Raw genomic sequence first — 23827 nt, forward strand, 5'->3', positions numbered from 1 at the left:
TCCGGACGCAGTGCGAATGGCCTCTCCACATCCCTGTGATGTGCCTGAGGGTGTTCAATAAATTCCGTGCAATCGCCTCTCAAGTCCCCGCGCGGGGCGCCGTTACATCGCCCGCACATCGAGCGGGATGCGTCATCAAGCGTCTGATTCAAAACGCTTTTTCACGAATCATTCATCTCGTTCGATGCGGGCGCGCACAACGGCGGCTGGTCGGCGTGCGTGGTCCGCGGCGTTCCATCGCCCCTCTCATTCCCCCAAAGGCCATTCCATGATTGCATTCCTTCAGCGCTACAACGTCGGTGCCCGGCTCGCCACCGCGTTCGGCATCCTCATCCTGTTGTCCTCGGCGCTGGTCGTCGCCGGGCTGCTGACCCTGTTCCAGGCGCGCGAGCGACTGGACGGCATCGTCAACCGCAACATCGCCGCCATCCGCGCGTCCAGCGACATGCTCAACGCCAGTTCGGTCGTGGCCATCAATGTCCGCAACATCGTGTTGCCGACCTCCCAGGAAGACAACATCCGCTTCGCCAAGGTCGTCGTCGAGCAGCGCGCACGCTACCAGGAGGCGCGCAAGCGGGCGGGCGCCATCCCCAGCGGTGCGCAGAGCCAGGCCGTGCTGGAGGACGTCGATCGCGCCCGGCAGATGACCGTGGACGTCAACAACCGGGTGATGGATCTGGGCATGCACGACAAGCCGGACGAGGCCCTGGCCCTGCTGATGCGGGAGTCCGCACCGCTGACGCAGAAATGGCAGGACGCCATTGCCCGCTATGCCGATCTGCAGGCCACCCGCAGCAACGAGGCCTATGCGGAAGCGACGGCGGCGATGGCGCGTGGGCGCGCCATGCTCATCGCCGGCGGACTGGCGGTGGTGCTGGTCAGCAGCCTGCTGGCGTGGCTGATCACCCGCAGCCTCACCGTGCCGCTGGCCCGCGCCACCCGCGCCGCCGAGGCCATCGCCGACGGCCGCCTGGACAACGACGTGGCCACCGACGCGCGCGACGAGCCCGGCCGCCTGCTGCTGGCGATGGGCCGCATGCAGAACCAGCTGCAACGCTTCTCCCGCGAGACCGTGCTGATGATCGAGCTGCACGCCGACAAGGACATCAGCCACCGCATGCCGCAGGACTTCCCCGGCGTGTACGGCGAACTGAGCAAGGGCATCAACACCATGATGTTCGAGCACCTGGACGCCATCGTCGAGGCGGTCGAGATCCTCAACGAATACGCCAACGGCGACCTGCGCCGCGACGCGCGCCGGCTGCCCGGCAGCCGTGCGGTGCTGCACGAATCGATGGATGCGGCCAAGGCCAGCCTGCTGGCGATCAATACCGAGATCAAGCGCCTGGCGTCGGCTGCTGCGGCCGGCGACTTCAGCGCCCGCGGCGATGCGGCCAGTTTCCAGCACGATTTCCGGCTGATGGTGCAGGACCTCAACGCGATGATGGAGGTCAGCGACCGCAACCTGGGCAAGCTGTCCGCCCTGCTGCAGGCGATCGCCGCCGGCGACCTCACCGCACGCATGCACGGCGACTTCCACGGCGTGTTCGCGCGGATGCGCGACGACGCCAACGCCACCGCCGACCAGTTGACCGGCATCGTCGGCCGCATCCAGACCGCCGCGGTCAGCATCAATGCCGCCGCCAGCGAAATCGCCACCGGCAACGACGACCTGTCGCGCCGCACCGAGCAGCAGGCCGCCAGCCTCGAAGAAACCGCTGCATCGATGGAAGAGCTGACCTCCACCGTGAAGCAGAACGCCGAGCACGCGCGCCAGGCCAACCAGCTCGCCAGCGGCGCGGCGTCCGTCGCGTCCCAGGGCGGTGCGGTGGTCGGTCAGGTGGTCGAGACCATGAGCGGCATCGAGGCCTCGTCGAAGAAGATCGCCGACATCATCGGCGTGATCGACGGCATCGCCTTCCAGACCAATATCCTGGCGCTCAACGCGGCGGTGGAAGCGGCGCGTGCCGGCGAGCAGGGCCGCGGGTTCGCGGTCGTTGCCAGCGAAGTGCGCACCCTGGCGCAGCGTTCGGCCAATGCCGCCAAGGAGATCAAGACGCTGATCGACGATTCGGTGACCCGCGTCGCCGAAGGCTCGGCGCTGGTCGACCGGGCCGGCAGCACCATGCAGGAGATCGTGGCGTCGGTGCAGCGGGTGACCGACATCATGGGCGAGATCTCGGCGGCCTCGCAGGAGCAGTCGGCCGGCATCGAGCAGGTCAACCAGACCGTCACCCAGATGGACGAAAGCACGCAGCAGAACGCGGCACTGGTGGAAGAAGCCACGGCGGCGGCGCGCTCGATGGAGCAGCAGTCGGTGGAGCTGACCCAGGCCGTGGCGCTGTTCAAGCTGGACGGCGCGCCGGCTGCGGCGCCGATGCCGGCTCCGTTGCCGCGCGGCAGACACGCGACGCAGACGATGACGCGCAGTCCGCGCCCGCAGGCCGCGGTCGCACCGGCACGCCGCGCGCCGTCGTTCGCGGCGGCGGTGGCGCTGGACAAGGACTGGCAGGAGTTCTGAGTCGTTGCGGTCCGGTCGCCGGACTGTCGTTGGTGCGGCCGCCTTCCTCGGAAGGCGGCCGCACGCGTTTGCCGATCGCTCGCCGGGCGACGGGGCCGATCAGGGCACCCGCGTCCGCCGATCGACGGCGCTGGGTCACGCTGCGGCCGCCGAGCGCGGCCGCAGCGCGGTCGGCACTTACTGCGGCGGCTTGGTCTGCGGGCTCTTGATCACGTACGAGGTGATGTACTCGCCGTTGGAGCCGTAGACCACCACGATGGTGGTGTTGGCGTCGCGGTAGACCACGGTGGCGTTGCACGGGCAACTCGCTGCGGCGGTGACCATGCCCAGCGGCTGGTTCTTCGCGTCGTTGACCGCGATCATCTGCGCCTCGGCGGCGCTGCCGATCGGCAGCCGTGCCTCGGTGCCCGGCGTGGCGGTGAGCACGGTGATGACCTCGTCCCGCAACGAGTTGATCTGCACGAAGCGCAGGCCGGCCTTCTCGAACGTGTAGACCTTGAACAGCGGCGACAGGCTGACGTTCTTCTTGCCGATGGGCAGGCGTTCGCCCATGCCCTGGATGGCATCGGCGGCGTTGAGCGGGGCGCGCTCGGCGGCCTGCAGGCAGGGCACGGCCAGCGCGGCTGCCAGCACCGTCAGGGTCAGCAACGGTTTGATCATGGTGTCTCTCCTTGTCTGGATGGTACGGACCTGTACGCCATGGGACGAGCGGCAGCCGTGGTCCTTTCCGGCCGGAGCGCCCGCAACGGGCCGTCTCCCGGTCCGTCGTCGCCTGCCGTCCTCCTGGCTCCGCGTGCATGCCCTCATCGGCTGGTACGGAAATAGGAGATTCGGTGGGCGTCGAGTTCAGTATTTCTGACGTTAGTATCGCTGTCAATATGCAAAATCAACGAGATGGAGCAAAAGTCCGCCATGGCTGCGGGTAAGGAAAATCCGTACCTGTCGGACATCGAGCGGTGCCGTCGTCTTGCCGGACGTGGGAAGGCCGCCAGCAAGGTGCTCGCCGTCCGCCCCGGCGGTGTGCATCGCGGCCGCGTGCGCGGATCCGCGCTGCGTTGCAGCAGCCATGCCGCCGCTGTGCGCCGATCCGCGCTCGCAGGCGGCCAAACGCGCGCGTAGCCGCACGGCATCGTCGCCAGCCTGTATCGTGTCGCGTTTTCCGCACCCGACCGAGCCGATGCCGCATCCGTCCGCGCCTGTCCCGCCTGCCGCCGCACCCGCCTTGCGCCATGCGCTGAAACCGCGGCAACTGATCATGATGGGATTGGGCAGCGCGATCGGTGCCGGCCTGTTCCTGGGCTCCGGCGTCGGCGTGCACGCGGCAGGGCCCGCGGTGCTGATTTCCTACCTGGTCGCCGGCGCGCTGGTGATCATCGTGATGAACGCGCTGGGCGAGATGGCGGCGGCCAAGCCGGCCAGCGGTGCGTTCTCGGTGTACGCCGCCGACGCGATGGGTCCGACTGCCGGCGCCACCGTGGGCTGGCTGTGGTGGCTGCAGTTGGTGATCGTGATCGCCGCCGAGGCCGTGGGTGCCGCCGGCCTGCTGGCGACGGTGTGGCCGGGCTTGCCGGTGCCGTTGGCCGCGATCGCGTTCATGGCCGCGTTCACCGCGATCAACCTGCTGGGCGTGCGCAATTTCGGCGAGTTCGAATTCTGGTTCGCCATCCTCAAGGTCGCGGCGATCGTCGGCTTCATCCTGGTCGGCATCGCCTTGCTGGCCGGCTGGCTGCCCGGGGTGGCCTCGCCGGGCCTGTCCAACGTCACCGGCAACGGCGGCTTCGCGCCGAAGGGCCTGGCTGGCATCGGTGCCGCGCTGCTGGTGGTGGTGTTCGCGTTCGGCGGCACCGAGATCGTGGCGGTGGCCGCGGCGGAGACCGCCGATCCGGAGCGCAGCATCGCCCGCGCCATCCGCACCGTCGCCTGGCGCATCCTGGTGTTCTACATCGGCTCGCTGAGCGTGATCATCGCGGTGGTGCCGTGGCAGAGCGAGGCGCTGAGTTCGCCGTTCGCCGCGGTGCTGCAGGTGGCCCGGATTCCCGGCGCCGCCACCGGCATCACCCTGATCGCGGTGATCGCGCTGCTGTCGGCGCTCAACGCCAATCTCTACGGTGCCTCGCGGATGATCTTCTCGCTGGCCCAGCGCGGCGAAGCGCCGCGCGCGCTGGCCGCGTCCAGCCGCCAGCAGGTACCGTGGCTGGCGGTGCTGGCCAGCGTGCTGTTCGGCTTCGTCGCTGCGGTGCTGGAGCTGCTGTATCCCAACCGCGTGCTGCCGGTGCTGCTGAACATCGTCGGCGCCACCTGCCTGCTGGTGTGGACGATCTCGCTGCTGTCGCAGCTGATCCTGCGTGCGCGCGCCGACCGTGCCGGCACCCGCCTGCCGTTCCGCATGCGCGGCTATCCGGTGCTCACCGTGCTGGCGCTGGCGATCCTGGCGCTGATCTTCGGCCTGCTGGTGGCCTCGCCGGACACCCGTACGCAGTTCCTGTCGATGGCGGCGCTGACCGCGGTGATCGCCGTGGTCAGGGGCGTGGCGCGGCGGCTGCGCGCGGGGTAGGGCGCGCGCTCCAGCGGTGGCGGCATGCCGTTGTGGGAGGGACTGCCGTCCCGATGCGTGAGGGTGTCGGCCGGTGTCGGGCTTCGCTCGTGGCGACTGACGTCGCTCCCACAGGCGCGGGCTCCGCGCGCGTCATGTCCGCTGCCGTAACAGCGGCGCTTGTTGCTTTTCATGGATCAACCGCGGCAGTTGCCGTGGTAAGCCTGTCGCGGCTGAAGCCGCTCCTATGACGGCACCGACAGCTCGCAGACTCCCTCGTAGCAGCGGCTTCGGCCGCGACGCGGTGCGGTAGAAGCCGCCGCGGCCGACCCGCGGTCGCTGCAGGCCGGACCTGGGTGCCCATTCCGCGGGCTGGCCGCCATGGGCAATCCACGAAGTGGGCGCGCGCGACTCAGCCCAGCAGCAGCCGCGCACCCAGCGCGCACAGCAGCGCCGGCGGCATCACCAGCGCACCGACCTTGAGGAAGCGCCAGAAGCCCACGTCCTCGCCTTCGCGGCGGATCGCGGTCAGCCACAGGATGGTCGCCAGCGAGCCGGTGATGGACAGGTTCGGGCCCAGATCCACCCCGATCAGCAGCGCGTCCACCACCAGTTGCGGCGGCTGCGCCTGGGCGACGGTGGTGCTGGCGATCAGGCCGGCGGGCAGGTTGTTCATCAGGTTGGAGCCGAACGCCAGCAGGGTGCCGGCGATGCCGGCGGTGGCCTGCGGCGAGTGCGCAGCGGCGTCGGCCAGGGAGCGCGCGAGCAGGCCGATCACGCCGGTGCGCGACAGCGCCTCCACCAGCACGAACAGGCCGGCGACCAGCGGCAGCACCGACCACGACACCGCCTTGGCCATCGGCAGCGGCGACTGGCGGCCGCCCAGGCACACCACGCCCAGCGTCGCCAGGCCGGCCAGACAGGTCGGCAGGCCCAGGTCCAGGCCGAGCGCGGAGACGCCGACCAGCAGCGCGGCGGTGGCGAGGATGCCGACCAGGGCGAAGGTGCCGCCGCGGGTCAGCGGCACCGTGTCCACGCGCGCGGCGCAATGGCCGGTCAGGTCCTTGCGCTCGGCCCAGCGCAGCATCACGAAAGTCACCCCGATCGCCAGCAGCGACGGCAGCGCGAACGCGGCCATCCACGCGCCAAGGGTCGGCATCTTGCCGCCGTACAGCACCAGATTGGCGGGGTTGGAGATCGGCAGCACGAAGCTGGCGGCGTTGGCGATCAGCGCGCAGGCGAACAGCAGCGGCAGCGGCTTGGCGCCGGCCTTGCGCGCGGCCGCGTACACCGCCGGGGTCAGCACCACCGCGGTGGCGTCGTTGGACAGGAACGCGGTGACCACGATGCCGACGCCGAACACCAGCGCGAACAGGCGCTGGGTCGAGCCCTTGGCCAGGTTCACCGCATGCATCGCCACCCAGTCGAACAGGCCTTCGGCGCGCGCGGTCTCCGACAGCAGCATCATGCCGATCAGGAACAGGTACACGTCCAGGCCCTTGAGTACCGCCTGCCACGCCTCGCCGCCGGGCATCAGCCCCAGCACCATCAGCAGCAGCGCGCCGCCCACCGCCCAGCACGCCTCGGGCAGCTTGAACGGCCGCGCGATCACGCCGGCCGTGGCCAGCGCGCAGATGCTCCACGTGGCGAAATTGGCCGTGTGCGCGCCGGGCATGCTCATGCCGCCGCAGCCGTGGCACGGGCGCCAAGGCGCGTGCGCGAGCAGGCCGCCGGGGCAGGGCAGGGGAGGGAAACGAGAGCGGGCACGGGCATGGGGCGTCGGGCAGCGGAGTGCGAGGGGCGTGCAGGATAGCAGCGGGGCAGGTGCAGGCCGGGCTGGCATGGGCGCTCCGGCGCCCGCGGTTTAGCTTGCGTAGACACGCGCGGCGTGGCGGGCCGTATATCGATGCACGCGCGGGCCGCGCGGCACCGCAGTGCCGCTACCCCAGATGGCGTGCGAGCCATCCTTGCACGAACGCCACCGGCCCGGTCCGCGGCGGTGGCGTCAGCCCGGCGCTGCGCACGAAGCCGGCGGCGGCCTGCGCCAGCGTCTGGTTGGCACGACGCACGGCCTGCTGCGCGGTCGCCTGCTGCTGGCGCAACTGCACCAGGTGCAGCGACGGCCGTCCGGGCGGTGCGAACTTCTGATCGCGGCGCAGCGCATCGGCGGACAGGCGGGTGGCGTGGCTTGCCTGGTGCAGCGCTTCCAGCGCATCCAGCACCTGCAACAGCCAGCGTCCGCTGTCGCTGAGTTGCAACGCAGCGGCGTCGTCGTGTGCCGGCACCAGCAGTGGCGGAATCGCCGCGCCGGCGACCACCGCTGCGCTCGGTTGCAGGGCGCGCAGGCGGGCGTGGAACGCGGTCTGCGATGAAGAAGGGGCGGTCGCCATGCCGGGCCTATGCAGGAAAGCGCGGACTGTACGCGGTTTCACGCAACGTTGCGCAGCGATTGGCGTTGCAGCGGTAGCGACGTCGCGGCCAGCCACCGGCTGGCACGTGCCGTTTCAGTGCGTCTCCCTAACGCGCGGCGCATGCTTGAGCACGCGCCATTGGTGTAGGCGCGCTCAGTTGTCGGCGGTCGTCTGCGTGGCGGCGTCGCTGCGCTTCTGCGCGAACAGCCACTGCCACATCTTCGGATCGCGGTAGGTGGCATCCCAGGCGTTGTGGTTGCCCTGCGGGTATTCGGTGTAGCGCACGTCGGCGTCGAGGTTCTTGAATGCACGGACGATCTTGCGGTCGTCGTGCGGCAGCACCACGTCGTCCTGGGCGCCGTGGAAGATCCACACCGGCACGTGCCGCAGGCGCTGCGCCAGGGCACTGTAGGGATCGGCCAGATAGGCCACCGGCGTCACCACCAGGTATTCGCGGTCTTCGTGCGGGGAAAGGATCGCGCCGCAGATCGGCACCAGCGCAGCGAAGCGCTGCGGCTGCTTCAGGGCGATCTCCCAGGTGCCGTAGCCGCCCATCGACATGCCGGTCAGGTAGGTGCGCTGCGGGTCGCCATTGAACTCGGCACTGCTGTCGTCCAGCGCCTGCAGCGCCATGGTCGCGTTGGCGCCGTTCCATTCTTCGCCGTCGGGTGCCTGCGGCATCACCACCAGGGCCGGGAAATCGGCCAGGTGGCGGCGCAGGTACGGGCCCAGTCCAGCCGTGGTCTGGTCGCGGCCATCGTCGCCGCGCTCGCCGGAGCCGTGCAGGAACAGCACCACCGGCACCGGGCCCTGGCGATGCGCCGGTGCCGGCACGAACACCTGGTAGCGGTAGATGCGTCCGTCGAGGCTGAGCTGGCGGCTGACGAAGTGGCCGGTGGCCGGGTCGTTGGGCAAGCTGCTGCAGCCGACCATCGACAGGCACAGCAGAAGCAGCAACGAACGCATCGACATGGCCGGCCCTCGGATGGGAAGGCCGCAGTATCGTGGGCGGGACGTCTCCACGACAACCCGGGCAGGGGCGGCGGACATGCGCCAGTCAGCCGGCGGCCAAGGCGCGTGCTGGCGTGGCGTGCCCGTCGCGCACCGGTGGATGCGGCGACGCGCGCTGCTGCCGCTCCGTGCGGCGCGCCGGCGGGAACCGCGCCCGCCGTACGCATACGCCCTACAGTAGGACCAAGGTGGCCAGGCCGAGGAAGCTGAGGAAGCCCATCACGTCGGTCAGCGTGGTCAGGATCACCCCGCCGGCCAGCGCCGGATCGAAGCCCAGGCGCTTGAGCGTCAGCGGCACCAGCACGCCGCCCAGCGCGGCGGTGAGCAGGTTGATGGTCAGCGCCGAGCCGATCACCAGCGACAGCAGCGGCTGCTTGAACCACAGCAGCACGATCAGGCCCAGGCCAATGCCCAGCGCCAGGCCGTTGATCAGCGCCACCGCCAGTTCCTTGCGCAGCAGCACGATCACGTTGGAGGCGCCGATCTGGCCCAGCGCCAGGCCGCGCACCATCAGCGCCAGCACCTGGGTGCCGGCGTTGCCGCCCATGCCGGCCACGATCGGCATCAGCGCGGCCAGCGCCACCAGCTTGGCGATGGTGCCCTCGAACTGGCCGACCACGCTGGAGGCGATGAAGGCGGTGCCGAGGTTGATCGTCAGCCACAGCAGGCGGCGCCGGAACGCGCGCCGCACCGGGCTGAACAGGTCCTCGTCCTCGTCCAGGCCGGCGGCGCTCATCGCCTGGTGCTCGGCCTGGTCGCGGATGATGTCGACCACGTCGTCGATGGTGATGCGGCCGAGCAGGATGTTGTTGTCGTCCACCACCGGCGCGGAGATCCAGTCGTGGTCGGAGAACTGCCGCGCGACCTCGTCGGCGCCTTCGCCGACGTCGATCGCCGGCTGCTCGTCGTCGATCAGCCGGTTGATCGGGGTGGAATCCTCGTGGGTCACCAGCGCCGCCAGCGACACCCGCCCCAGGTACTGGTGGCGGCGGCTGACCACGAACAGGTGGTCGGTGTGGTCCGGCAATTCGCCGCGCAGGCGCAGGTAGCGCAGCACCACGTCGACGTTGACGTCTGCGCGCACGGTGACCACGTCCGGGTTCATCAGGCGGCCGGCGCTGTCCTCGGGATACGACAGCACCTGCTCGAGCCGCTCGCGGTTCTCGCGGTCCATCGACTTGAGCACTTCGTCGATGACCGTGTCCGGCAAGTCCTCGACCAGGTTCGCCAGGTCGTCGATGTCCAGGTCTTCGACCGCGGCGACGATTTCGTCCGGGTCCATGTCCGCGAGCAGGCTCTCGCGCACTTCCTCGCCGACGTGGACCAGCACCTCGCCGTCGTCCTCCGGATCGACCAGCCCCCACACCACCTCGCGCTTGCCCGGCGGCAACGACTCCAGCAGGTTGCCGATCTCGGCCGGCGCCAGCGTATTGACCAGCCGCCGCACCGGGCCCAGGCGCCCGCTGTCCAGCGCATCGGACAGCATGCGCAGCTGCCGCGCGGTCTTGTCGTGGCGGACGGCGTCGGCCATGCGCTGCTCCCTTGGGGTGAGGCCGCGCTCCGGAGAAACGCGGTGGGTCAGATGTTCATCCCAACATTATCGCCTGCATGTTGCGGGAAGCACAGTGTTGGTGGAGCCGGGAGTGGGAAATGGGGAATCGGGAATCGCAAGTGCAGAGCGAAGCAGCGTCAGTGCGCGGGGAGAAAAGCGACGGGGTAGCAAGCGAAAAACTGCTCTTGGGGAAGCGGGCGAGAGGCAAAGGGCAGGGGGCAGGAACAGGGGAGCAGGGGAATAGGTAGCACCGAGAAGGAAGCAGAGAGCAGTACAGAAGCCAGGAAAAAAGAAGGCAGAAAGCCAGGGAGAGGAATGTCGATGGGAATGACGCATCTACGCCGGCACGCGGGCGACGGTTTCTTTGTGGGAGGGACTTCAGTCCCGACGCGATAAGGGTTCGGGCGTCGGGACTGAAGTCCCTCCCACAAGGCAATGCCGCAACACGCACGGGAACTACCCGATCGCGCAACCCAGCCAGCGCTCGATGCCCTTGCGGTCGCGCGCCTGCAGCAGTTTGGCGCCGCGCTGGCGCAGGGTCTGCAGGTCGGTGTCGCGGATCACCTGGCGTACTTCCAGCATCGTCGCCGGGTGCAGGCTGAACTCGCGCAGCCCCAGCGCCAGCAGCATCGGCGTCAGTGCCGGGTCGCCGGCGATCTCGCCGCACACCGCCACCGGCTTGCCATGGGCCTGGCCGGTGGCGATCACCTGCGCGATCAGCCGCAGCACCGCCGGATGCAGCGGCGAATACAGCGCGGCCACTGCTTCGTTGTTGCGGTCGGCGGCGAGCAGGTACTGCACCAAGTCGTTGGTGCCGATCGACAGGAAGTCGATCGTGTCGATGAAGGTATCCAGGGCCAGCGCTGCGGCCGGCACCTCGATCATCGCGCCGAGTTGCACCTGCTCGGCGATGGCATGACCGTCGCGGCGCAACTGCGCGGCGATGCGCTTGAGATGCCGGCGCATCGCCAGCAGTTCCTCGCGCGTGCTGACCATCGGCACCAGTACCCGCACCGGGCCGTAGGCGGAGGCGCGCAGCAGCGCGCGCAACTGGGTGTCGGAGACCTTGGGCCGGGCCAGCGACAGGCGCACGCCGCGCAGCCCCAGCGCCGGGTTTTCTTCGTTGCTCATGGTCAGGCCGGTGCGATCGGCCTTGTCCGCGCCCAGGTCCAGGGTACGGATGGTCACCGGCCGCCCGCTCATGCCCAGCACCGCGTCGCGGTAGGTGTGGAACTGCTCTTCCTCGTCGGGCAGCGCGTCGCGCTGCAGGAACAGGAATTCGGTGCGGTACAGGCCCAGGCCGTCGGCGCCGAGCGCATGCGCACGGGTGACGTCGTCGCGCGACTCGGCATTGGCCAGCAGGGTGATGTCCACGCCGTCGCGGGTGCGGCTGGGCTTGGAGCGCAGCTTGCCCAGGCTGCGCTGCAGCCTGGCCTGCTCGCGCACGCGGCTGCGGTAGTCGCGCAGGTCGTCCGGGGTCGGGTCGACCAGCACCGCGCCCTGGGTGCCGTCGATGATCAGCACGTCGCCGTCGTTGATCTTCTGCAGCGCGTCGGCGACACCGACCACCAGCGGCAGGTGCAGGCTGCGCGCCAGGATCGCGCTGTGCGACAACGTGCTACCGGCGCTGGTGACGATGCCGACCACGCCCTGCGCCTGCAGTTGTGCCAGTTCCGACGGCGCCACGTTCTCGCACACCAGGATCTCGCCGGCCAGGCCTTCGCTGTCCGGCTGGCGCTTCTGCAGGAACGCATGGATCCGCCCGATCACGTGGTCCAGATCGTCCATGCGGCTCTTGAGGTAGGCGTCCTCCATGTCGTCGAACACGGTCGCCAGGCGGTCGCGCTGCAGGCGCAGCGCGTAGTCGGCGCTGTAGCGGCCGGTGCGGATCAGTTCGTCCAGGCCGTGCAGCAGTTCCGGGTCGTCGAGCAGCAGCGCGTGCAGGTCGAGGAATTCGCCGACCTCCTTGGCCAGGGCGCCGTGCAGGCGCTGGCGCAGGCCGTGCATCTCCTCGCGCGCGGCGTCCACCGCGCGGTGCAGGCGGTCGAGTTCTTCGGGGATCTGCGCGGCGCCGATACGTTGCTCGGCCACTTCCAGCGCATGCGGCAGGCGCACCCGCGCCCGGCCCAGGGCATTGCCGCGCGAGGCGCCATGGCCGGCGATACGCACGCTCACCGCGCGTGCCCCGTGCGGCGGCACCGCGTCCCTGCCTGCGGCCGCCGGCAGCGCATGCTCAGCTGTCCTCGTCGAAGCGCCGCTCGAACAGGTCGACCACGGCCTTGAGCGCCTCGGCTTCGTCGGCGCCGTCCACCCGCACCGTCACCGGCGTGCCCTGTGCGGCGGCCAGCAGCATCACGCCCATGATGCTCTTGGCATTGACCTCGCGGCCCTTGGCCGCCAGCGTGGCGTTGCAGCGGAACGAGGACAGCGTCTGCACCAACTTGGCAGTGGCGCGGGCGTGCAGGCCGAGGCGGTTGGAGACCAGCAGTTCGCGTTCAAGCATCGTCGATCACCACGCCGTTGCGCGAGCCGGCGGCGGCGGTCGCGGGCAACTGCTCCAGTCCTTGTTCGGGGTAGTTCATGATCCGCAGCAGCATCGGCAGGCTCAACGCCGAGACGCGCCGCACCGGCGTGCCCAGGCGCGCCAGCCGTGCGGCGAGGTTGCTCGGGCTGGCGCCGTACAGATCCGTCACCACCAGCACGCCATCGCCGTCGTCCACCCGCCGCAACGCGGCAGATGCGTTCGGTAGCAGCGCGTCGAGGTCGGCGTCGAACGGCACCTCGAAGGCTTCGGTTTTCAGCGGCAATTGCCGCAACAGCCGGGTCGCCACGCTCAGCAGCGCGGCGCCGATCCCAGGGTGGGTGATGAGGAGAATGCCACAGGCCATGGGAGAACGTTAACAGGTCAGGCAGGGCGCAGGGAATGCCTGTGGGGAGCGGAGATTGGGGATTCGGGATTGGGATTCGCAAGAGCCAGAGCAATGCCGCTTTTGCCAATCCCGAATCCCCGATCCCGAATCCCGGCTTTTCGATCAATCCTGCTCGCGATGGAAGGTCGCCACTTCCGGCCAGCCCTGTTCGCGGGCGTGGCGGGCCAGGCGTTCGGCCAGGTAGACCGAGCGGTGCTTGCCGCCGGTGCAGCCGAAGGCGATGGTCACGTAGCTGCGGGTGTCGTTGCGCAGCCGCGGCAGCCAGGTGTCGAGGAAGTCGATCAGTTGCGCGGTGTAGCGCTGCACATCTGGTTGCGCGTCCAGGTACTCGCGCACGCCGCTGTCGCGGCCGGTCATCGGCCGCAGTTCCGGGTCCCAGTGCGGATTCGGCAGCACCCGCGCGTCGAACACGAAATCCGCCTCGGCCGGCACCCCGCGCTTGTAGGCGAAGGACTCGAACAGCAGCGACAGGGTGTTCTCGCTGGACAGCGCGAACTCGGTGGTGACCCGCCGGCGCAGCTGGTGCACGTTGAGCGTGCTGGTGTCGATCACCGCATCGGCCGCCTCGCGCAGTGGCTCGGTCAGGGCGCGCTCGCGCTCGATCGCTTCCGGCAGCGACAGGCCCTGACGCGACAGCGGATGGCGCCGGCGCGTGTCGGCGTAGCGCTTGATCAGCGCCTCGTCGTTGGCGTCGAAGAACAGCAGTCGCGCATCCAGGCCGAACTGCGCCACCGCCTCGCGCCAGCGCGAGAGCTGACTCAGGTCGCTATGGCGGCTGCGCACGTCGATGCCCACCGCCAGTTTGCTGGGGCCGGCATCCTCGCGTACCAGGCTCTTGACGAAGGCTGGCAGCAGTTCCACCGGCAGGTTGTCGACGCAGTAGTAGTCCAGGTCCTCGAAGGTCTTCAGCGCCACCGACTTGCCGGAGCCGGACAGGCCGCTGACGATGACCAGGGTGGAGGTGGGGGCGCCGTCGGTCATGGGCTGCGCCGCTCCAGCAGGTTGCTGTGGCGGGCGATGAACATCGCCGCCGGATCGATGCCCTTGGTGCGCAGGATGTGCAGGCGCGTGGCGGCCTCGGTCAGCACCGCCAGGTTGCGGCCGGGCATCACCGGCAGGGTGATCAGCGGCACGTCCAGGTCCAGCACGTGGCGGGTCCCAGAATCGCCGGTGAGACGTTCGTAGCCATGGGGCGTGGGCTCGGTCATGGGCCGGGTCAGGTGCACGATGAGCCGAAGGTACTTGTTCTTCTTTACAGCCGTGTCGCCGAACATCTCGCGCACGTTGAGCACGCCGAGCCCGCGCACTTCCAGCAGGTCCTGCAGCAGTTCCGGGCAGGTGCCGTCGAGCACGTCGGGGGCGATCTGGGTGAATTCGGGGGCGTCGTCGGCGACCAGGCGGTGGCCGCGGCTGAGCAGTTCCAGCGCCAGTTCGCTCTTGCCCGAACCCGCCTCGCCGGTGATCAGCACGCCGATCGAGTAGATTTCCATGAACACGCCATGCAGGATCACCCGCGGCGCCAGCGTGCGTGCCAGGTGGTAGGACAGGTGATTGAGCAGTTCGTGGCCGCGCTTGGGCGAGACCCACAGCGGCGTGTCGGATTCGTCGGCGGCCGCGCGCAGGTCTTCCGGGCACGACTGGTTCTTGGTGACCACCAGCGCCAACGGCCGCACCTGCACGATCTTCTCGATGGTCTCCCAGCGCTGGCGCGCGTCCAGCGAGTCCAGCCAGGCCAGTTCCTCGGTGCCGAGGATCTGCACCTTGTTGGGGTAGATGGTGTTGAGATAGCCGGCCAGCGACGGGCGCCGCGAGACCGCATTGCCGGCCTCCAGCACCCGGTGTTCGCCCTTGTGCCCGGCGATCCAGCGCAGGCCCAGGCGGTCGCGCTGCTGGTCGAACAGCTCGCGTGCGTCGATGCTGGTGTTCATGCGGCGGCCCGTGGCGCGCCGCCGAGCAGCGCATACAGTGCGGCGGCGTCCGGCGCATTGCGCAGGGCGTCGCGGAATTCCTCGATGGAGAACTGCTCGGCCAGTTCGGACAGCAGCATCAGGTGTTGGTGGGTGTAGTGCGCCGGGACCGCCATGGCGAAGATCAGGTCGACCAGGGTGCCCTGGCCGTCGAAATCGATCGGCTGCTGCAGGCGCAGCAGCGCGCCACGTGGGGCGTCCAGGTCCGGCGCGCGGCCGTGCGGGATGGCGATGCCGTGGCCGATGGCGGTGCTGCCGAGTTGTTCGCGCTCGCGCAGGCTGGTGAAGAGTTCATCGGCGCCGGCCTGCTGGCAGGCCAGCAGGCCGGCGGCGGTGTGCAGCAGGGTGTCGCGATCGGCGGCCGGAAGCACCTGGGTGCTGACGGCCGCCATCAGATCGGTCAAGGGCATGGCGGCGCAACGTGGGGAGGATCACGCGAGATTGTCGCGCACCTCGGCCGCATGGTGGTCGTGCTTCTTTTCCTTGTGCTTGATGATCAGCCGGTCCAGCTTGTCGGCGAGCAGGTCGATCGCCGCGTACATGGTCTGCGCGCTGGCGTCGGCGTGCAGGGTGCGGCCGGGGACGTTGACGGTGGCCTCGACGTGATGGTCGGGCTTGCGCAGCGCCAGCTGGGCGCGGACCTCGATGGTTTCCTCGTAGTGTCGCTTCAGCCGTTGCAGCTTGGTCTCCACATACTCGCGCAGGGCGGGGGTGACTTCGATCTGCTGGCCGTAGGTCTCGATACGCATCGGATACTCCTTGGTTCGGGTTTCACACCTATGAACCATCGCCGCCGCCGCTAGCCGATTCGAACGCGTTCGTGGGAGGCGGAAATGTTCATGGCCTCACGATACTTCGCCACGGTGCGGCGCGCTACAGGCACGCCGGCACTTTTCAGCAGGTCGGCCAGCTTGGCGTCAGAAAGTGGCTTGCGCGGATTCTCCGCATCGATCAGCCGGCGGATCATCGCCTGGATCGCGGTGCTGGACGCCTCGCCGCCGCTGTCGGTGTCGATGCCCGAGGCGAAGAAGGCGCGCAGCGGGATGGTGCCGCGCGGGGTGCGCACGTACTTGCGGGCGATGGCGCGCGAGATGGTGCTTTCGTGCAGGCCCAGTTCGCCAGCGATCTCGCGCAGGGTCAGCGGCCGCAGCGCCTGTTCGCCGAACTCCAGGAAGCCGGCCTGCTGCTTGAGCAGGCACCGGGTCACCTTGAGCAAGGTCTCGCCGCGCGCCTCCAGGCTCTTCAGCAGCCAGCGCGCTTCCTGCAGTTGCCCGCGCAGGTAGCCGGCGTCGCTTTCGCCGCACTGGCGGATCAGCCGCTCGTAGCCGCGGTGGATGGTGACCTTGGGTTGCGCATGCGCCGACAGCGCTGCATGCCAGACGCCGCGCTGACGCCAGACCACGCAGTCCGGCACCACGTAGGTGTCGCTGCCCAGTTCGCCGATCTGCTTGCCCGGGCGCGGGTCCAGCGAGCGCAGCAGCGTGACCGCGGTGTCGACCTCCGCCGTCGGCCGCTTGAGTTCGTGGGCCAGTCCGGCCACGCCGCTGCGCGGCAACCGCTCCAGCGGACCGTTGGCGATGATGCGGGCCAGCGCCAGCCCCGGCGTGTCCTCGGGCAGGATGTCCAACTGCAGGGTCAGACACTCGCCCAGGCTGCGCGCGGCGATGCCGGCCGGGTCGAAGCGCTGGATCTGGTGCAGCACGGTGAGGATCTCGTCCTCCTCGGCGGCGATGTCCGGGCGCAGGGTCTCGGCGATCGCGGCCAGCGGTTCGCGCAGGTAGCCATCGTCGTCCAGCGCGTCGATCAGCGCCGCGCCGATGCTGCGGTCGCGCGCGGACAGCGGCGACAGGTGCAACTGCCACAGCAGGTGGTCGATCAGGGTGTCCGGCTCGGCCACGCGCTCGGCCGCGCTGCCGAGGTCGTCGTCGTCGAACGAACCGCCGCTGCCGCCGGCCCAGGCCGGCTCGGCGTCGGCCCAGTCGGCGCCGTCGGCGGCCTGCGTGGCTTCGCCGCGGTCGCCATCGCCGTCGCTACGTGTCTCGCCTGCCGCGTGGTCGCGGTCAAGGCCGTGGTCGGCGCCTTCGCTGCGTTCGAACGCCGGTGCAGCGTCCTCGGACCACTCCAGCAGCGGATTGCTCTCCACCGCCTCGGCGATCTCCACCTCCAGCTCGGCGCTGGACATCTGCAACAGCTTGATCGCCTGCCGCAACTGCGGCGTCATGACCAGGTGCTGTCCCAGCGATGTCTGCAGCCGTGCTTTCATCCGTCGTGTGTACTCAGCAGTGAAGCGGTTCTGAATCTTAGCGTTGTCTCAGAGAAGTTACCTGCGCTTGGCGGTAGGGGCTCCTGTGATCGCACTTAACATTTTTGTTGACGATGGATTAATTGGTGTGATATGTATCACGGGCGCGAGCTTTGCAATGGAGTTTGCGCGGATAATCAATGGCTAATACAAAAGGAGTTTGTTTACTATGGCCGTGCCAGTTTTTGCTAAGAAGCTTGCAGGTGTTTTATTGCTTGCGGTTACGACGACAGCGTTTGCAGACTCCGTTAGCATCAATGGGGTTAATTATAGTTGTACCAATAGTTGTGTCGTTACTATCAGTGGCAGTAATGTTCATGTCGCCGATTGTTGTGGCGGTCAAGTAACGATGCGGTTCAATACTCCGGGCACTCCTAAGCCTGGGAATTAATAAACAGTTGCGCCCCTGAAATGGGGTGCCTATACGTCTTGTGCCAATCGGGAGTGCGATGAAAAAGAAGCGGCTTTTGTTTTTCTCTTCCATCGCGCTCCTTGTTTTTGGGGTATTTTATTTTTTTGGGTCTTCTTTGCTTTCTGTTGGAAGCATTGGCGACATGCCCGGGTCGGCTGCCCGACTGCGGCAGTCCGTTGATGCGGTTAATGCGGGGGATGATTCAGGTGGAATTCGAGCTGGAGTTCCTAGTAATCCCGTAGTTGGGGAGGGACTCAATGCTGTTGATGGCGGGAGTAAGGAAAATAAAGCGGAAGTGCCGATCGGTGAGAGTGCTGTGCTCTCCGGCGATGCTCTTTCTTTAAGTAAGGCAAAAAAGCTTCTCGATAAAGATAATTTCCCGGCGCTGCTGCGTGGTTTCGCGGGTAAGTATGCTGGCGATCCGGAGGCTCAGGAGTTAAAGAAAATTTATCTATCTGCGATGAAAGAGAAGCTTGCAGCGCGCAATGATGTCAGTGGTATCGATTTTGAGTGTGGCACATCTGTCTGCGTTGGTAAGGTAAATATGTCTGGAAATAAAGATGATGAGGGTCTTGTTTCTGGAATTTTTGGTCCTCCTACTCCGGCTTATGGGTTGCTGGAAACGTCTGAGGTCGTTGGGGGAGGGGTGGAAAAAAGGTTTGTTTTTTCCACCGATCCTAAGGTCAATGCGATATCCTCAAACTAACATCAAAGTTTGAATGTTTCTCCGAGGTAAACTCTTCTCACCTCTGAGTTCGCAAGAAGCATTTCCGGGGAGCCCTGCGCCAACACGCTGCCTTCGTTGAGGATATACGCCCGGTCGCAGATTCCCAAGGTTTCGCGCACGTTGTGGTCGGTGATGAGCACGCCGATGCCGCGCTGCTTGAGGTGAGTGACGATGCGCTGGATTTCGCCGACCGAGATCGGGTCGACGCCGGCGAAGGGCTCGTCGAGCAGCATCAGCCGCGGCTTGGCCGCCAGCGCGCGGGCGATCTCGCAGCGACGGCGCTCGCCGCCGGAGAGGCTGGCGCCGAGCTGGTCGGCGACGTGGCTGATCTGCAGTTCGTCCAGCAGCGCCACCAGTTCGCGTTCCTGGCCGGCGTTGTCCAGATCCTCGCGCAGTTCCAGCACCAGGCGGATGTTGTCGGCGACGCTGAGCTTGCGGAACACCGACGGCTCCTGCGGCAGGTAGCCGACGCCTAGCTTGGCGCGCTTGTACATCGGCAGCGCGGTGATGTCGTTGCCGTCGAGCACGATGCGCCCGGCATCGGCGTCGACCAGGCCGACGATCATGTAGAAGCAGGTGGTCTTGCCGGCACCGTTGGGGCCGAGCAGGCCGACCACTTCGCCGGCCTCCAGGGTCAGCGCAAAATCCCGCACCACTTCGCGCTGCTTGTAGCGCTTGCGCAGGCCTTCGGCGAGCAGCATCACTGGCCTCCTTGCTTCGCAGGCTTGGCCGGCTTGGCTGGCGTCGCGGCCGGTTTGGCGGCAGGCTTCGCGCCGTTCGCAGGCGTGCCGGCCGGAGCAGCGCCAGCGTTCTTCGGCTGGATCACCGTGTGCACGCGGGTGCCGTCGCCGCCGCCCTGCATGTCGCCGGTCTTGGTGTTGTAGACCATGCGCTGGCCGGCATTCGTGCCCTTGGGCGAGGTCATGCGGTAATTGCCGGTGAGGATCACCGTGTCGGTGGGCACCTTGTAGTCGATGTTGTCCGCGACCGCGTCCATCGGCGAGCCGTCGTCCAGTTCCTGCTTCAGGGTGGCCTGCTTGCCGGTCAGCACGACGCGATCGATGTCGCCGTTCTTGCGGAACAGGTCGGCGGTATCGGCATGGATCTCCAGCGTGCCCTGGATGATGACGACATTGCCGAAGAAACGGACCTTGCCGTCGTCGGCCATCATGTTGCCGTCCTGCGCATCGGACTTGATGTCCATCGGCTGGTTGCGATCGGAAGACTTGGCCAGCGCCAGGGTCGGCAGCAGCAGGGCGAGCAGGGCGAGCTTAGCGGGCAGCATTCGGTTCATAACGGGACTTGACCTGTGAAAGGAGCTTGTACTGCCGGGATTTCAAGTCGACCTGGAAGCCGACGCCGGTCTGCATCATACCGGGCCGGGTCATGGTGACCGGGTCGGCGGTGCGTGCGCTGTTGGTCTGCGGGAAGACGTCCAGGCTCTGGGTACGGAAGGTGGTGGGCGGGATGCTGGGCACCTTGGGGCTGTCGCCGGCGACGTCGTCGCGCAGGCGCAGTTCGTCGCCGTTGGCGCTGACCCAGCCGGTCTTGCTGCGCATTTCCCAGTGCTGGCCGTTGGCGTCGGGCAGCAGGAACAGCGGGGTCACGATCGACATGGTCTGGTCGGCGCGGCTGCGTTCCATCTGCGGCGCGCGCAGGGTCATCGCTTCCTTGCCCTGCTTGTCCAGGCTGACGATCTCGAAGTCGCGGGCGATGTAGTCCACGCTGGCTTCGTCGGACGGATTGCGGCTGGGCTTGCTGCGCTGGTTCCAGGCCGACCAGCCGCTGATCAGGGCGCCGACCAGCAGCAGGCCGCCGAGAGTGGTACGCCAGTTCATGCGCCATGCTCCTGCAGCAGGGACGGGACGTGGCCTTGCGCCGCCAGCAGCACGTCGCACAGTTCGCGGGCGGCGCCTTCGCCGCCGCGGGCGCGGGTGGTCCAGTGCACGTGTTCGGCGGTCCAGGGATGGGCGTTGGCCGGTGCCACCGCCAGGCCGACCACGCGCAGCGGCGCCAGGTCGGGCAGGTCGTCGCCCATGAAGCAGACCTGCTCCAGGCCGATGCCGCGTTCGTCGCACAGGGCCTGCACGCCGGCACGCTTGTCCTTGACCCCGATCTGCACCAGCAGGCCCAGTTCCTGGCCGCGCTTCTCCGCGGCCAGGCTGGGCCGCGCGGTGATCAGCGCCACGTCGATGCCGTGCCGGCGCAACTGCACCAGGCCCTGGCCGTCGAGCACGTTGAAGGCCTTGCTCTCGTTGCCGTCGCGGTCGTAATACAGGCGGCCGTCGGTCAGCGTGCCGTCCACGTCGAAGCACGCCAGGCGGATCCGGGCGGCGCGGTCGATCAGGTCGGCGGGGAGGTCGGCCAGCGGGGAATAGGGCATGTTCGGGATATCGGGGCGGGGAGGCCGGCTTTCCAGCGGCCAGGGCCAGCGGCGTGGGCGCCCCTGGCAGTGAACGGGTTCAGCCTGTTAAACCACTCTGGCGCGCAACAGGTCGTGAATGTTGAGCGCGCCGACCGCGCGGCCGGCCGTGTCGACCACGATCAGGCCGTTGATCTGGTGGGTTTCCATCAGCCGGGCCGCCTCGGCGGCGAGCTGGTCGGCGCCGATGGTGCGGGGCTGCCGGGTCATCACCTCGGCGATACGGGTCTGGCGCACGTCCAGCGCGCTGTCCAGGGCGCGGCGCAGGTCCCCGTCGGTGAACAGCCCGAGCAGGCGGTCGTCGGCGTCCACCACCGCGGTCATGCCCAGGCGCTTGCGGCTCATCTCCACCAGCGCCTCGCTGAGGCTGGCGTCCTCGCGCACCTTGGGCAGTTCGTCGCCGCGGTGCATGACGTCGGTGATGTGCAGCAGCAGGCGGCGGCCGAGGCTGCCGGCGGGGTGCGAGCGGGCGAAGTCGTCGGCGGTGAAGCCGCGCGCGTCCAGCAGCGCTACCGCCAGCGCATCGCCCAGCGCCAGCGAGGCGGTGGTGCTGGAGGTCGGCGCCAGGTCCAGCGGGCAGGCCTCGGCCGGCACGCTGACGTCCAGGTGCAGGTCGGCCTCGCGCGCCAGCGTGGACTGCGCGCGGCCGGTCATCGCGATCACCGCGTTGCCTTGGCGCTTGAGCACCGGCAGCAGCATCAGGATCTCGTCGGACTCGCCGGAGTAGGACAAGGCCAGGACCACGTCGGCGTCGGTGATCATCCCCAGGTCGCCATGTCCGGCCTCGCCAGGGTGCACGAAGAACGCCGGGGTGCCGGTGGAGGCGAGGGTGGCGGCGATCTTGCGCGCCACATGGCCGGACTTGCCCATGCCGGTGGCGACCACGCGCCCGCGCGAACCCAGGATCAGCCGGCAGGCGGCCGCGAACTCGGCGCCGATGCGCGCGCCGACCGCCGCCAGCGCGGCCTGCTCGATCTCGACCACGCGACGGCCGCTGGCGACCAGGCCGGCGTCGTCGGGCGTCGTGGGAGACAGGGGCGATACATCCATGCGGGTGCCGGTCGGAGGGTAGAATGGCCGATCATTTTATTAGGAAAGCCCGGTGGACGCCGAAACCATCCGTAAACTCATCGAGGCCGGCCTGCCGGACGCGCAGGTGCAGGTGCAGGGCGACGACGGCGTGCACTTCGAGGCCACCGTGGTCAGCGCCGCCTTCGCCGGCAAGCTGCCGCTGGCCCGCCACCGCATGGTCTACGCCACCCTGGGCGAGCTGATGGGCGGCGCGATCCACGCGCTGGCCCTGACCACCCTGACCCCCGAGCAGGCCGGGCGCGCCGCCGGCTGAGCCGCCGCGCGCCCGTTTCTCCCCTTTCAATTCCCCCACGAGACCCATGGCCAAAATCGTAGTGACCGGCGGCAACGCGCTGCACGGTGAAGTGAACATTTCCGGCGCCAAGAACGCCGTGCTGCCGATCCTCTGCGCGACCCTGCTGGCCGATGCGCCGGTGGAGATCACCAACGTGCCGCAGCTGCACGACGTGATCACCACGGTGAAGCTGCTCGGCGAGCTGGGCGCGGAGGTCACCATCGACGAAGGCACGCTGTCGCGCGGCAGCGCGATCACCGTCGACCCGCGCAAGGTCCACCAGCACGTCGCCCCGTACGAACTGGTGCGCACCATGCGCGCCTCGATCCTGGTGCTGGGCCCGCTGCTGGCCAAGTTCGGCGCAGCCGAAGTGTCGCTGCCGGGCGGTTGCGCGATCGGCTCGCGGCCGGTCGACCAGCACATCAAGGGCCTGCAGGCGCTGGGCGCCGAGATCAGCGTCGAGAACGGCTACATCAAGGCCAGCAGCAACGGCCGGCTCAAGGGCGGCCGCTACGTGTTCGACATGGTCAGCGTCACCGGCACCGAGAACGTGCTGATGGCCGCGGCCCTGGCCGACGGCACCACCGTGCTGGAAAACGCGGCGATGGAACCGGAGGTCAGCGACCTGGCCGACTGCCTGATCGCGCTGGGCGCGAAGATCGAAGGCGCCGGCACTTCGCGCATCGTCGTGCACGGCGTGGAGCGCCTGTCCGGCGGCCGCCACGCGGTGCTGCCGGACCGCATCGAGACCGGCACCTTCCTGGTCGCCGCGGCGATGACCGGCGGCAGCGTGACCGTGCGCCGCGCGCGCGCCGACACCCTCGACGCGGTGCTGGACAAGCTCACCGAGGCCGGCGCCAGCATCGAGACCGGCGAGGACTGGATCCGCCTGGACATGCATGGCAAGCGCCCGCGCGCGGTCAGCCTGACCACCGCGCCGTATCCGGCATTCCCCACCGACATGCAGGCGCAATTCATGGCGCTCAACTGCGTGGCCGACGGCGTCGGCGTGATCAACGAAACGATCTTCGAGAACCGTTTCATGCACGTCAACGAACTGCTGCGCCTGGGCGCGGACATCCAGATCGAAGGGCACACCGCGATCGTGCGCGGCAGCGAGCGGCTCAGCGGCGCGCCGGTGATGGCCACCGACCTGCGCGCCTCGGCCTCGCTGATCCTGGCCGGCCTGGTCGCCGACGGCGACACCACCATCGACCGCATCTACCACCTGGACCGGGGGTACGAGAACATCGAGGAGAAGCTGGGGGCGCTGGGCGCGTCCATCCGGCGCGTCGCATGATCCTCAGCGGCCGCTTCAGCCGCCGGCGCAAGGTATTGCTGGCGATCGTGGTGGTGCTGCTGGCCTGGGTGGGCTATGCCTGGTACACCGGCATCGCCATCACCCAGGGCATCGAGGAGCGCGACATGGACTGGAACGGCGACGGCCAGGTCACCCGCGACGAGATCTGGCAGTCGTTCTATGCGGTCGGCGTCAGCCGCACCCAGAACGGCCCGCGCGAATGCAGCACCTTCTACTGGCGCAGCACCGGTGCGCAGATCCGCGTGGATTGCCGCACCACCTTCAAGGCCGCGCCGGCGGAGAAGAAGTAAGGACGTGGGGCAGGGCGCTGCCTGGGCGGCGCCCGCGTGGGGAGTGCTGTAGAGAAAGGCCC

25 protein-coding genes are annotated in these 23827 nt (G+C 68.4%); 6 read left to right on the forward strand and 19 right to left on the reverse strand.

What is annotated here, in order from left to right:
- Positions 1 to 268: 268 nt before the first annotated feature.
- Complete coding sequence (locus SLW55_RS17285) at positions 269 to 2521, forward strand: methyl-accepting chemotaxis protein (protein ID WP_320740872.1); 2253 nt, start codon at positions 269 to 271, stop codon at positions 2519 to 2521.
- A gap of 177 nt (positions 2522 to 2698) precedes the next feature.
- Here the strand turns inward: SLW55_RS17285 and SLW55_RS17290 are convergent, their stop codons facing one another.
- Together SLW55_RS17290 and SLW55_RS17295 are read right to left on the reverse strand one after the other, a co-directional pair.
- Positions 2699 to 3181 (reverse strand): hypothetical protein, encoded by a 483-nt coding sequence (locus SLW55_RS17290; protein ID WP_267083122.1) that lies wholly within the window; start codon positions 3179 to 3181, stop codon positions 2699 to 2701.
- 213 nt (positions 3182 to 3394) lie between these two features.
- Positions 3395 to 3778: a hypothetical protein gene (locus SLW55_RS17295; RefSeq protein ID WP_267085757.1), complete on the reverse strand. Its 384-nt coding sequence runs from the start codon at positions 3776 to 3778 to the stop codon at positions 3395 to 3397.
- Between SLW55_RS17295 and SLW55_RS17300 the strand changes: the two genes are divergently transcribed.
- A complete protein-coding gene (locus tag SLW55_RS17300; RefSeq protein ID WP_152182549.1) occupies positions 3699 to 5075 on the forward strand; it encodes an amino acid permease in 1377 nt (458 codons plus the stop codon). The genes SLW55_RS17295 and SLW55_RS17300 overlap by 80 nt on opposite strands.
- A gap of 391 nt (positions 5076 to 5466) precedes the next feature.
- Here SLW55_RS17300 and SLW55_RS17305 read toward each other — a convergent pair whose 3' ends face one another.
- The 12 genes from SLW55_RS17305 to SLW55_RS17360 form a co-directional block, all read right to left on the reverse strand.
- Positions 5467 to 6735, reverse strand: coding sequence for an arsenic transporter (locus tag SLW55_RS17305; protein ID WP_320745483.1), 1269 nt, complete (start codon positions 6733 to 6735; stop codon positions 5467 to 5469).
- A 259-nt stretch (positions 6736 to 6994) separates the two neighbouring features.
- Entirely contained in the window at positions 6995 to 7444 is a 450-nt protein-coding gene (locus tag SLW55_RS17310) for a hypothetical protein (RefSeq protein WP_267102618.1), read from the reverse strand.
- Between the two features lie 174 nt (positions 7445 to 7618).
- On the reverse strand, positions 7619 to 8437 hold the full coding sequence (locus SLW55_RS17315) for a prolyl oligopeptidase family serine peptidase (protein ID WP_267085756.1): 819 nt from the start codon (positions 8435 to 8437) through the stop codon (positions 7619 to 7621).
- A 211-nt stretch (positions 8438 to 8648) separates the two neighbouring features.
- The gene (gene mgtE / locus SLW55_RS17320; protein WP_017913818.1) at positions 8649 to 10007 is read right to left on the reverse strand and encodes a magnesium transporter; all 1359 of its coding nucleotides are present in this window, start codon (positions 10005 to 10007) and stop codon (positions 8649 to 8651) included.
- A gap of 477 nt (positions 10008 to 10484) precedes the next feature.
- Positions 10485 to 12203, reverse strand: coding sequence for a phosphoenolpyruvate--protein phosphotransferase (gene ptsP, locus SLW55_RS17325; protein ID WP_267092552.1), 1719 nt, complete (start codon positions 12201 to 12203; stop codon positions 10485 to 10487).
- A 58-nt stretch (positions 12204 to 12261) separates the two neighbouring features.
- Entirely contained in the window at positions 12262 to 12531 is a 270-nt protein-coding gene (locus SLW55_RS17330) for an HPr family phosphocarrier protein (RefSeq protein ID WP_010344110.1), read from the reverse strand.
- Positions 12524 to 12916, reverse strand: a complete 393-nt coding sequence (locus tag SLW55_RS17335; RefSeq protein ID WP_017910659.1) for a PTS sugar transporter subunit IIA — start codon at positions 12914 to 12916, stop codon at positions 12524 to 12526. Before SLW55_RS17335 ends, SLW55_RS17330 begins: the two co-directional genes overlap by 8 nt.
- Positions 12917 to 13060: 144 nt before the next feature.
- The gene (gene rapZ / locus SLW55_RS17340) at positions 13061 to 13939 is read right to left on the reverse strand and encodes an RNase adapter RapZ (RefSeq protein WP_017913816.1); all 879 of its coding nucleotides are present in this window, start codon (positions 13937 to 13939) and stop codon (positions 13061 to 13063) included.
- A complete protein-coding gene (gene hprK / locus SLW55_RS17345; protein ID WP_017910661.1) occupies positions 13936 to 14886 on the reverse strand; it encodes an HPr(Ser) kinase/phosphatase in 951 nt (316 codons plus the stop codon). The genes rapZ and hprK overlap by 4 nt, the downstream gene beginning before the upstream one ends.
- The gene (locus SLW55_RS17350) at positions 14883 to 15335 is read right to left on the reverse strand and encodes a PTS sugar transporter subunit IIA (RefSeq protein WP_152182014.1); all 453 of its coding nucleotides are present in this window, start codon (positions 15333 to 15335) and stop codon (positions 14883 to 14885) included. The genes hprK and SLW55_RS17350 overlap by 4 nt, the downstream gene beginning before the upstream one ends.
- A gap of 21 nt (positions 15336 to 15356) precedes the next feature.
- Positions 15357 to 15674, reverse strand: a complete 318-nt coding sequence (gene raiA, locus SLW55_RS17355) for a ribosome-associated translation inhibitor RaiA (protein WP_010344105.1) — start codon at positions 15672 to 15674, stop codon at positions 15357 to 15359.
- A 50-nt stretch (positions 15675 to 15724) separates the two neighbouring features.
- The gene (locus SLW55_RS17360; protein WP_295919964.1) at positions 15725 to 17188 is read right to left on the reverse strand and encodes an RNA polymerase factor sigma-54; all 1464 of its coding nucleotides are present in this window, start codon (positions 17186 to 17188) and stop codon (positions 15725 to 15727) included.
- Positions 17189 to 17676: 488 nt separating this feature from the next.
- Between SLW55_RS17360 and SLW55_RS17365 the strand changes: the two genes are divergently transcribed.
- Positions 17677 to 18345: a hypothetical protein gene (locus SLW55_RS17365; RefSeq protein WP_157835485.1), complete on the forward strand. Its 669-nt coding sequence runs from the start codon at positions 17677 to 17679 to the stop codon at positions 18343 to 18345.
- A gap of 2 nt (positions 18346 to 18347) precedes the next feature.
- Here the strand turns inward: SLW55_RS17365 and lptB are convergent, their stop codons facing one another.
- From lptB to SLW55_RS17390, 5 genes are all read right to left on the reverse strand, one after another.
- Positions 18348 to 19067 carry an LPS export ABC transporter ATP-binding protein gene (gene lptB / locus SLW55_RS17370; protein ID WP_295919966.1) on the reverse strand — a complete coding sequence of 240 codons (720 nt, stop codon included), beginning with the start codon at positions 19065 to 19067 and terminating at the stop codon, positions 18348 to 18350.
- Positions 19067 to 19660, reverse strand: coding sequence for a lipopolysaccharide transport periplasmic protein LptA (gene lptA / locus SLW55_RS17375; RefSeq protein WP_267099351.1), 594 nt, complete (start codon positions 19658 to 19660; stop codon positions 19067 to 19069). Before lptA ends, lptB begins: the two co-directional genes overlap by 1 nt.
- The gene (gene lptC / locus SLW55_RS17380; RefSeq protein ID WP_152182017.1) at positions 19638 to 20204 is read right to left on the reverse strand and encodes an LPS export ABC transporter periplasmic protein LptC; all 567 of its coding nucleotides are present in this window, start codon (positions 20202 to 20204) and stop codon (positions 19638 to 19640) included. The genes lptA and lptC overlap by 23 nt, the downstream gene beginning before the upstream one ends.
- Complete coding sequence (locus SLW55_RS17385; protein WP_017910666.1) at positions 20201 to 20749, reverse strand: HAD hydrolase family protein; 549 nt, start codon at positions 20747 to 20749, stop codon at positions 20201 to 20203. The genes lptC and SLW55_RS17385 overlap by 4 nt, the downstream gene beginning before the upstream one ends.
- A gap of 87 nt (positions 20750 to 20836) precedes the next feature.
- Positions 20837 to 21838, reverse strand: a complete 1002-nt coding sequence (locus SLW55_RS17390; RefSeq protein ID WP_017910667.1) for a KpsF/GutQ family sugar-phosphate isomerase — start codon at positions 21836 to 21838, stop codon at positions 20837 to 20839.
- A gap of 52 nt (positions 21839 to 21890) precedes the next feature.
- On the opposite strand from SLW55_RS17390, the gene SLW55_RS17395 reads away from it, so the two are divergent.
- From SLW55_RS17395 to SLW55_RS17405, 3 genes are read left to right on the forward strand one after another with little or no spacing between them, the layout of a single operon-like run.
- Positions 21891 to 22133, forward strand: coding sequence for a BolA/IbaG family iron-sulfur metabolism protein (locus SLW55_RS17395; RefSeq protein ID WP_017910668.1), 243 nt, complete (start codon positions 21891 to 21893; stop codon positions 22131 to 22133).
- A 46-nt stretch (positions 22134 to 22179) separates the two neighbouring features.
- The gene (gene murA / locus SLW55_RS17400; protein ID WP_017910669.1) at positions 22180 to 23454 is read left to right on the forward strand and encodes a UDP-N-acetylglucosamine 1-carboxyvinyltransferase; all 1275 of its coding nucleotides are present in this window, start codon (positions 22180 to 22182) and stop codon (positions 23452 to 23454) included.
- The gene (locus SLW55_RS17405; protein ID WP_010344096.1) at positions 23451 to 23765 is read left to right on the forward strand and encodes a hypothetical protein; all 315 of its coding nucleotides are present in this window, start codon (positions 23451 to 23453) and stop codon (positions 23763 to 23765) included. Before murA ends, SLW55_RS17405 begins: the two co-directional genes overlap by 4 nt.
- Positions 23766 to 23827: the final 62 nt, after the last annotated feature.

This window comes from Xanthomonas sp. LF06-19 (genome assembly GCF_034105425.1).
In the GTDB taxonomy this organism is placed as follows: domain Bacteria; phylum Pseudomonadota; class Gammaproteobacteria; order Xanthomonadales; family Xanthomonadaceae; genus Xanthomonas_A; species Xanthomonas_A sontii.

Excerpts from the sequence above, each read along its gene's own strand:
- SLW55_RS17285 (WP_320740872.1), top strand. The coding sequence starts at position 269 with ATGATTGCATTCCTTCAGCGCTACAACGTCGGTGCCCGGCTCGCCACC.
- SLW55_RS17290 (WP_267083122.1), bottom strand. The coding sequence starts at position 3,181 with ATGATCAAACCGTTGCTGACCCTGACGGTGCTGGCAGCCGCGCTGGCC.
- SLW55_RS17300 (WP_152182549.1), top strand. The coding sequence starts at position 3,699 with ATGCCGCATCCGTCCGCGCCTGTCCCGCCTGCCGCCGCACCCGCCTTG.
- SLW55_RS17295 (WP_267085757.1), bottom strand. The coding sequence starts at position 3,778 with ATGATCAGTTGCCGCGGTTTCAGCGCATGGCGCAAGGCGGGTGCGGCG.
- SLW55_RS17305 (WP_320745483.1), bottom strand. The coding sequence starts at position 6,735 with ATGAGCATGCCCGGCGCGCACACGGCCAATTTCGCCACGTGGAGCATC.
- SLW55_RS17310 (WP_267102618.1), bottom strand. The coding sequence starts at position 7,444 with ATGGCGACCGCCCCTTCTTCATCGCAGACCGCGTTCCACGCCCGCCTG.
- SLW55_RS17315 (WP_267085756.1), bottom strand. The coding sequence starts at position 8,437 with ATGTCGATGCGTTCGTTGCTGCTTCTGCTGTGCCTGTCGATGGTCGGC.
- mgtE (WP_017913818.1), bottom strand. The coding sequence starts at position 10,007 with ATGGCCGACGCCGTCCGCCACGACAAGACCGCGCGGCAGCTGCGCATG.
- SLW55_RS17330 (WP_010344110.1), bottom strand. The coding sequence starts at position 12,531 with ATGCTTGAACGCGAACTGCTGGTCTCCAACCGCCTCGGCCTGCACGCC.
- SLW55_RS17335 (WP_017910659.1), bottom strand. The coding sequence starts at position 12,916 with ATGGCCTGTGGCATTCTCCTCATCACCCACCCTGGGATCGGCGCCGCG.
- rapZ (WP_017913816.1), bottom strand. The coding sequence starts at position 13,939 with ATGACCGACGGCGCCCCCACCTCCACCCTGGTCATCGTCAGCGGCCTG.
- hprK (WP_017910661.1), bottom strand. The coding sequence starts at position 14,886 with ATGAACACCAGCATCGACGCACGCGAGCTGTTCGACCAGCAGCGCGAC.
- SLW55_RS17350 (WP_152182014.1), bottom strand. The coding sequence starts at position 15,335 with ATGCCCTTGACCGATCTGATGGCGGCCGTCAGCACCCAGGTGCTTCCG.
- raiA (WP_010344105.1), bottom strand. The coding sequence starts at position 15,674 with ATGCGTATCGAGACCTACGGCCAGCAGATCGAAGTCACCCCCGCCCTG.
- SLW55_RS17360 (WP_295919964.1), bottom strand. The coding sequence starts at position 17,188 with ATGAAAGCACGGCTGCAGACATCGCTGGGACAGCACCTGGTCATGACG.
- SLW55_RS17365 (WP_157835485.1), top strand. The coding sequence starts at position 17,677 with ATGAAAAAGAAGCGGCTTTTGTTTTTCTCTTCCATCGCGCTCCTTGTT.
- lptB (WP_295919966.1), bottom strand. The coding sequence starts at position 19,067 with ATGCTGCTCGCCGAAGGCCTGCGCAAGCGCTACAAGCAGCGCGAAGTG.
- lptA (WP_267099351.1), bottom strand. The coding sequence starts at position 19,660 with ATGAACCGAATGCTGCCCGCTAAGCTCGCCCTGCTCGCCCTGCTGCTG.
- lptC (WP_152182017.1), bottom strand. The coding sequence starts at position 20,204 with ATGAACTGGCGTACCACTCTCGGCGGCCTGCTGCTGGTCGGCGCCCTG.
- SLW55_RS17385 (WP_017910666.1), bottom strand. The coding sequence starts at position 20,749 with ATGCCCTATTCCCCGCTGGCCGACCTCCCCGCCGACCTGATCGACCGC.
- SLW55_RS17390 (WP_017910667.1), bottom strand. The coding sequence starts at position 21,838 with ATGGATGTATCGCCCCTGTCTCCCACGACGCCCGACGACGCCGGCCTG.
- murA (WP_017910669.1), top strand. The coding sequence starts at position 22,180 with ATGGCCAAAATCGTAGTGACCGGCGGCAACGCGCTGCACGGTGAAGTG.
- SLW55_RS17405 (WP_010344096.1), top strand. The coding sequence starts at position 23,451 with ATGATCCTCAGCGGCCGCTTCAGCCGCCGGCGCAAGGTATTGCTGGCG.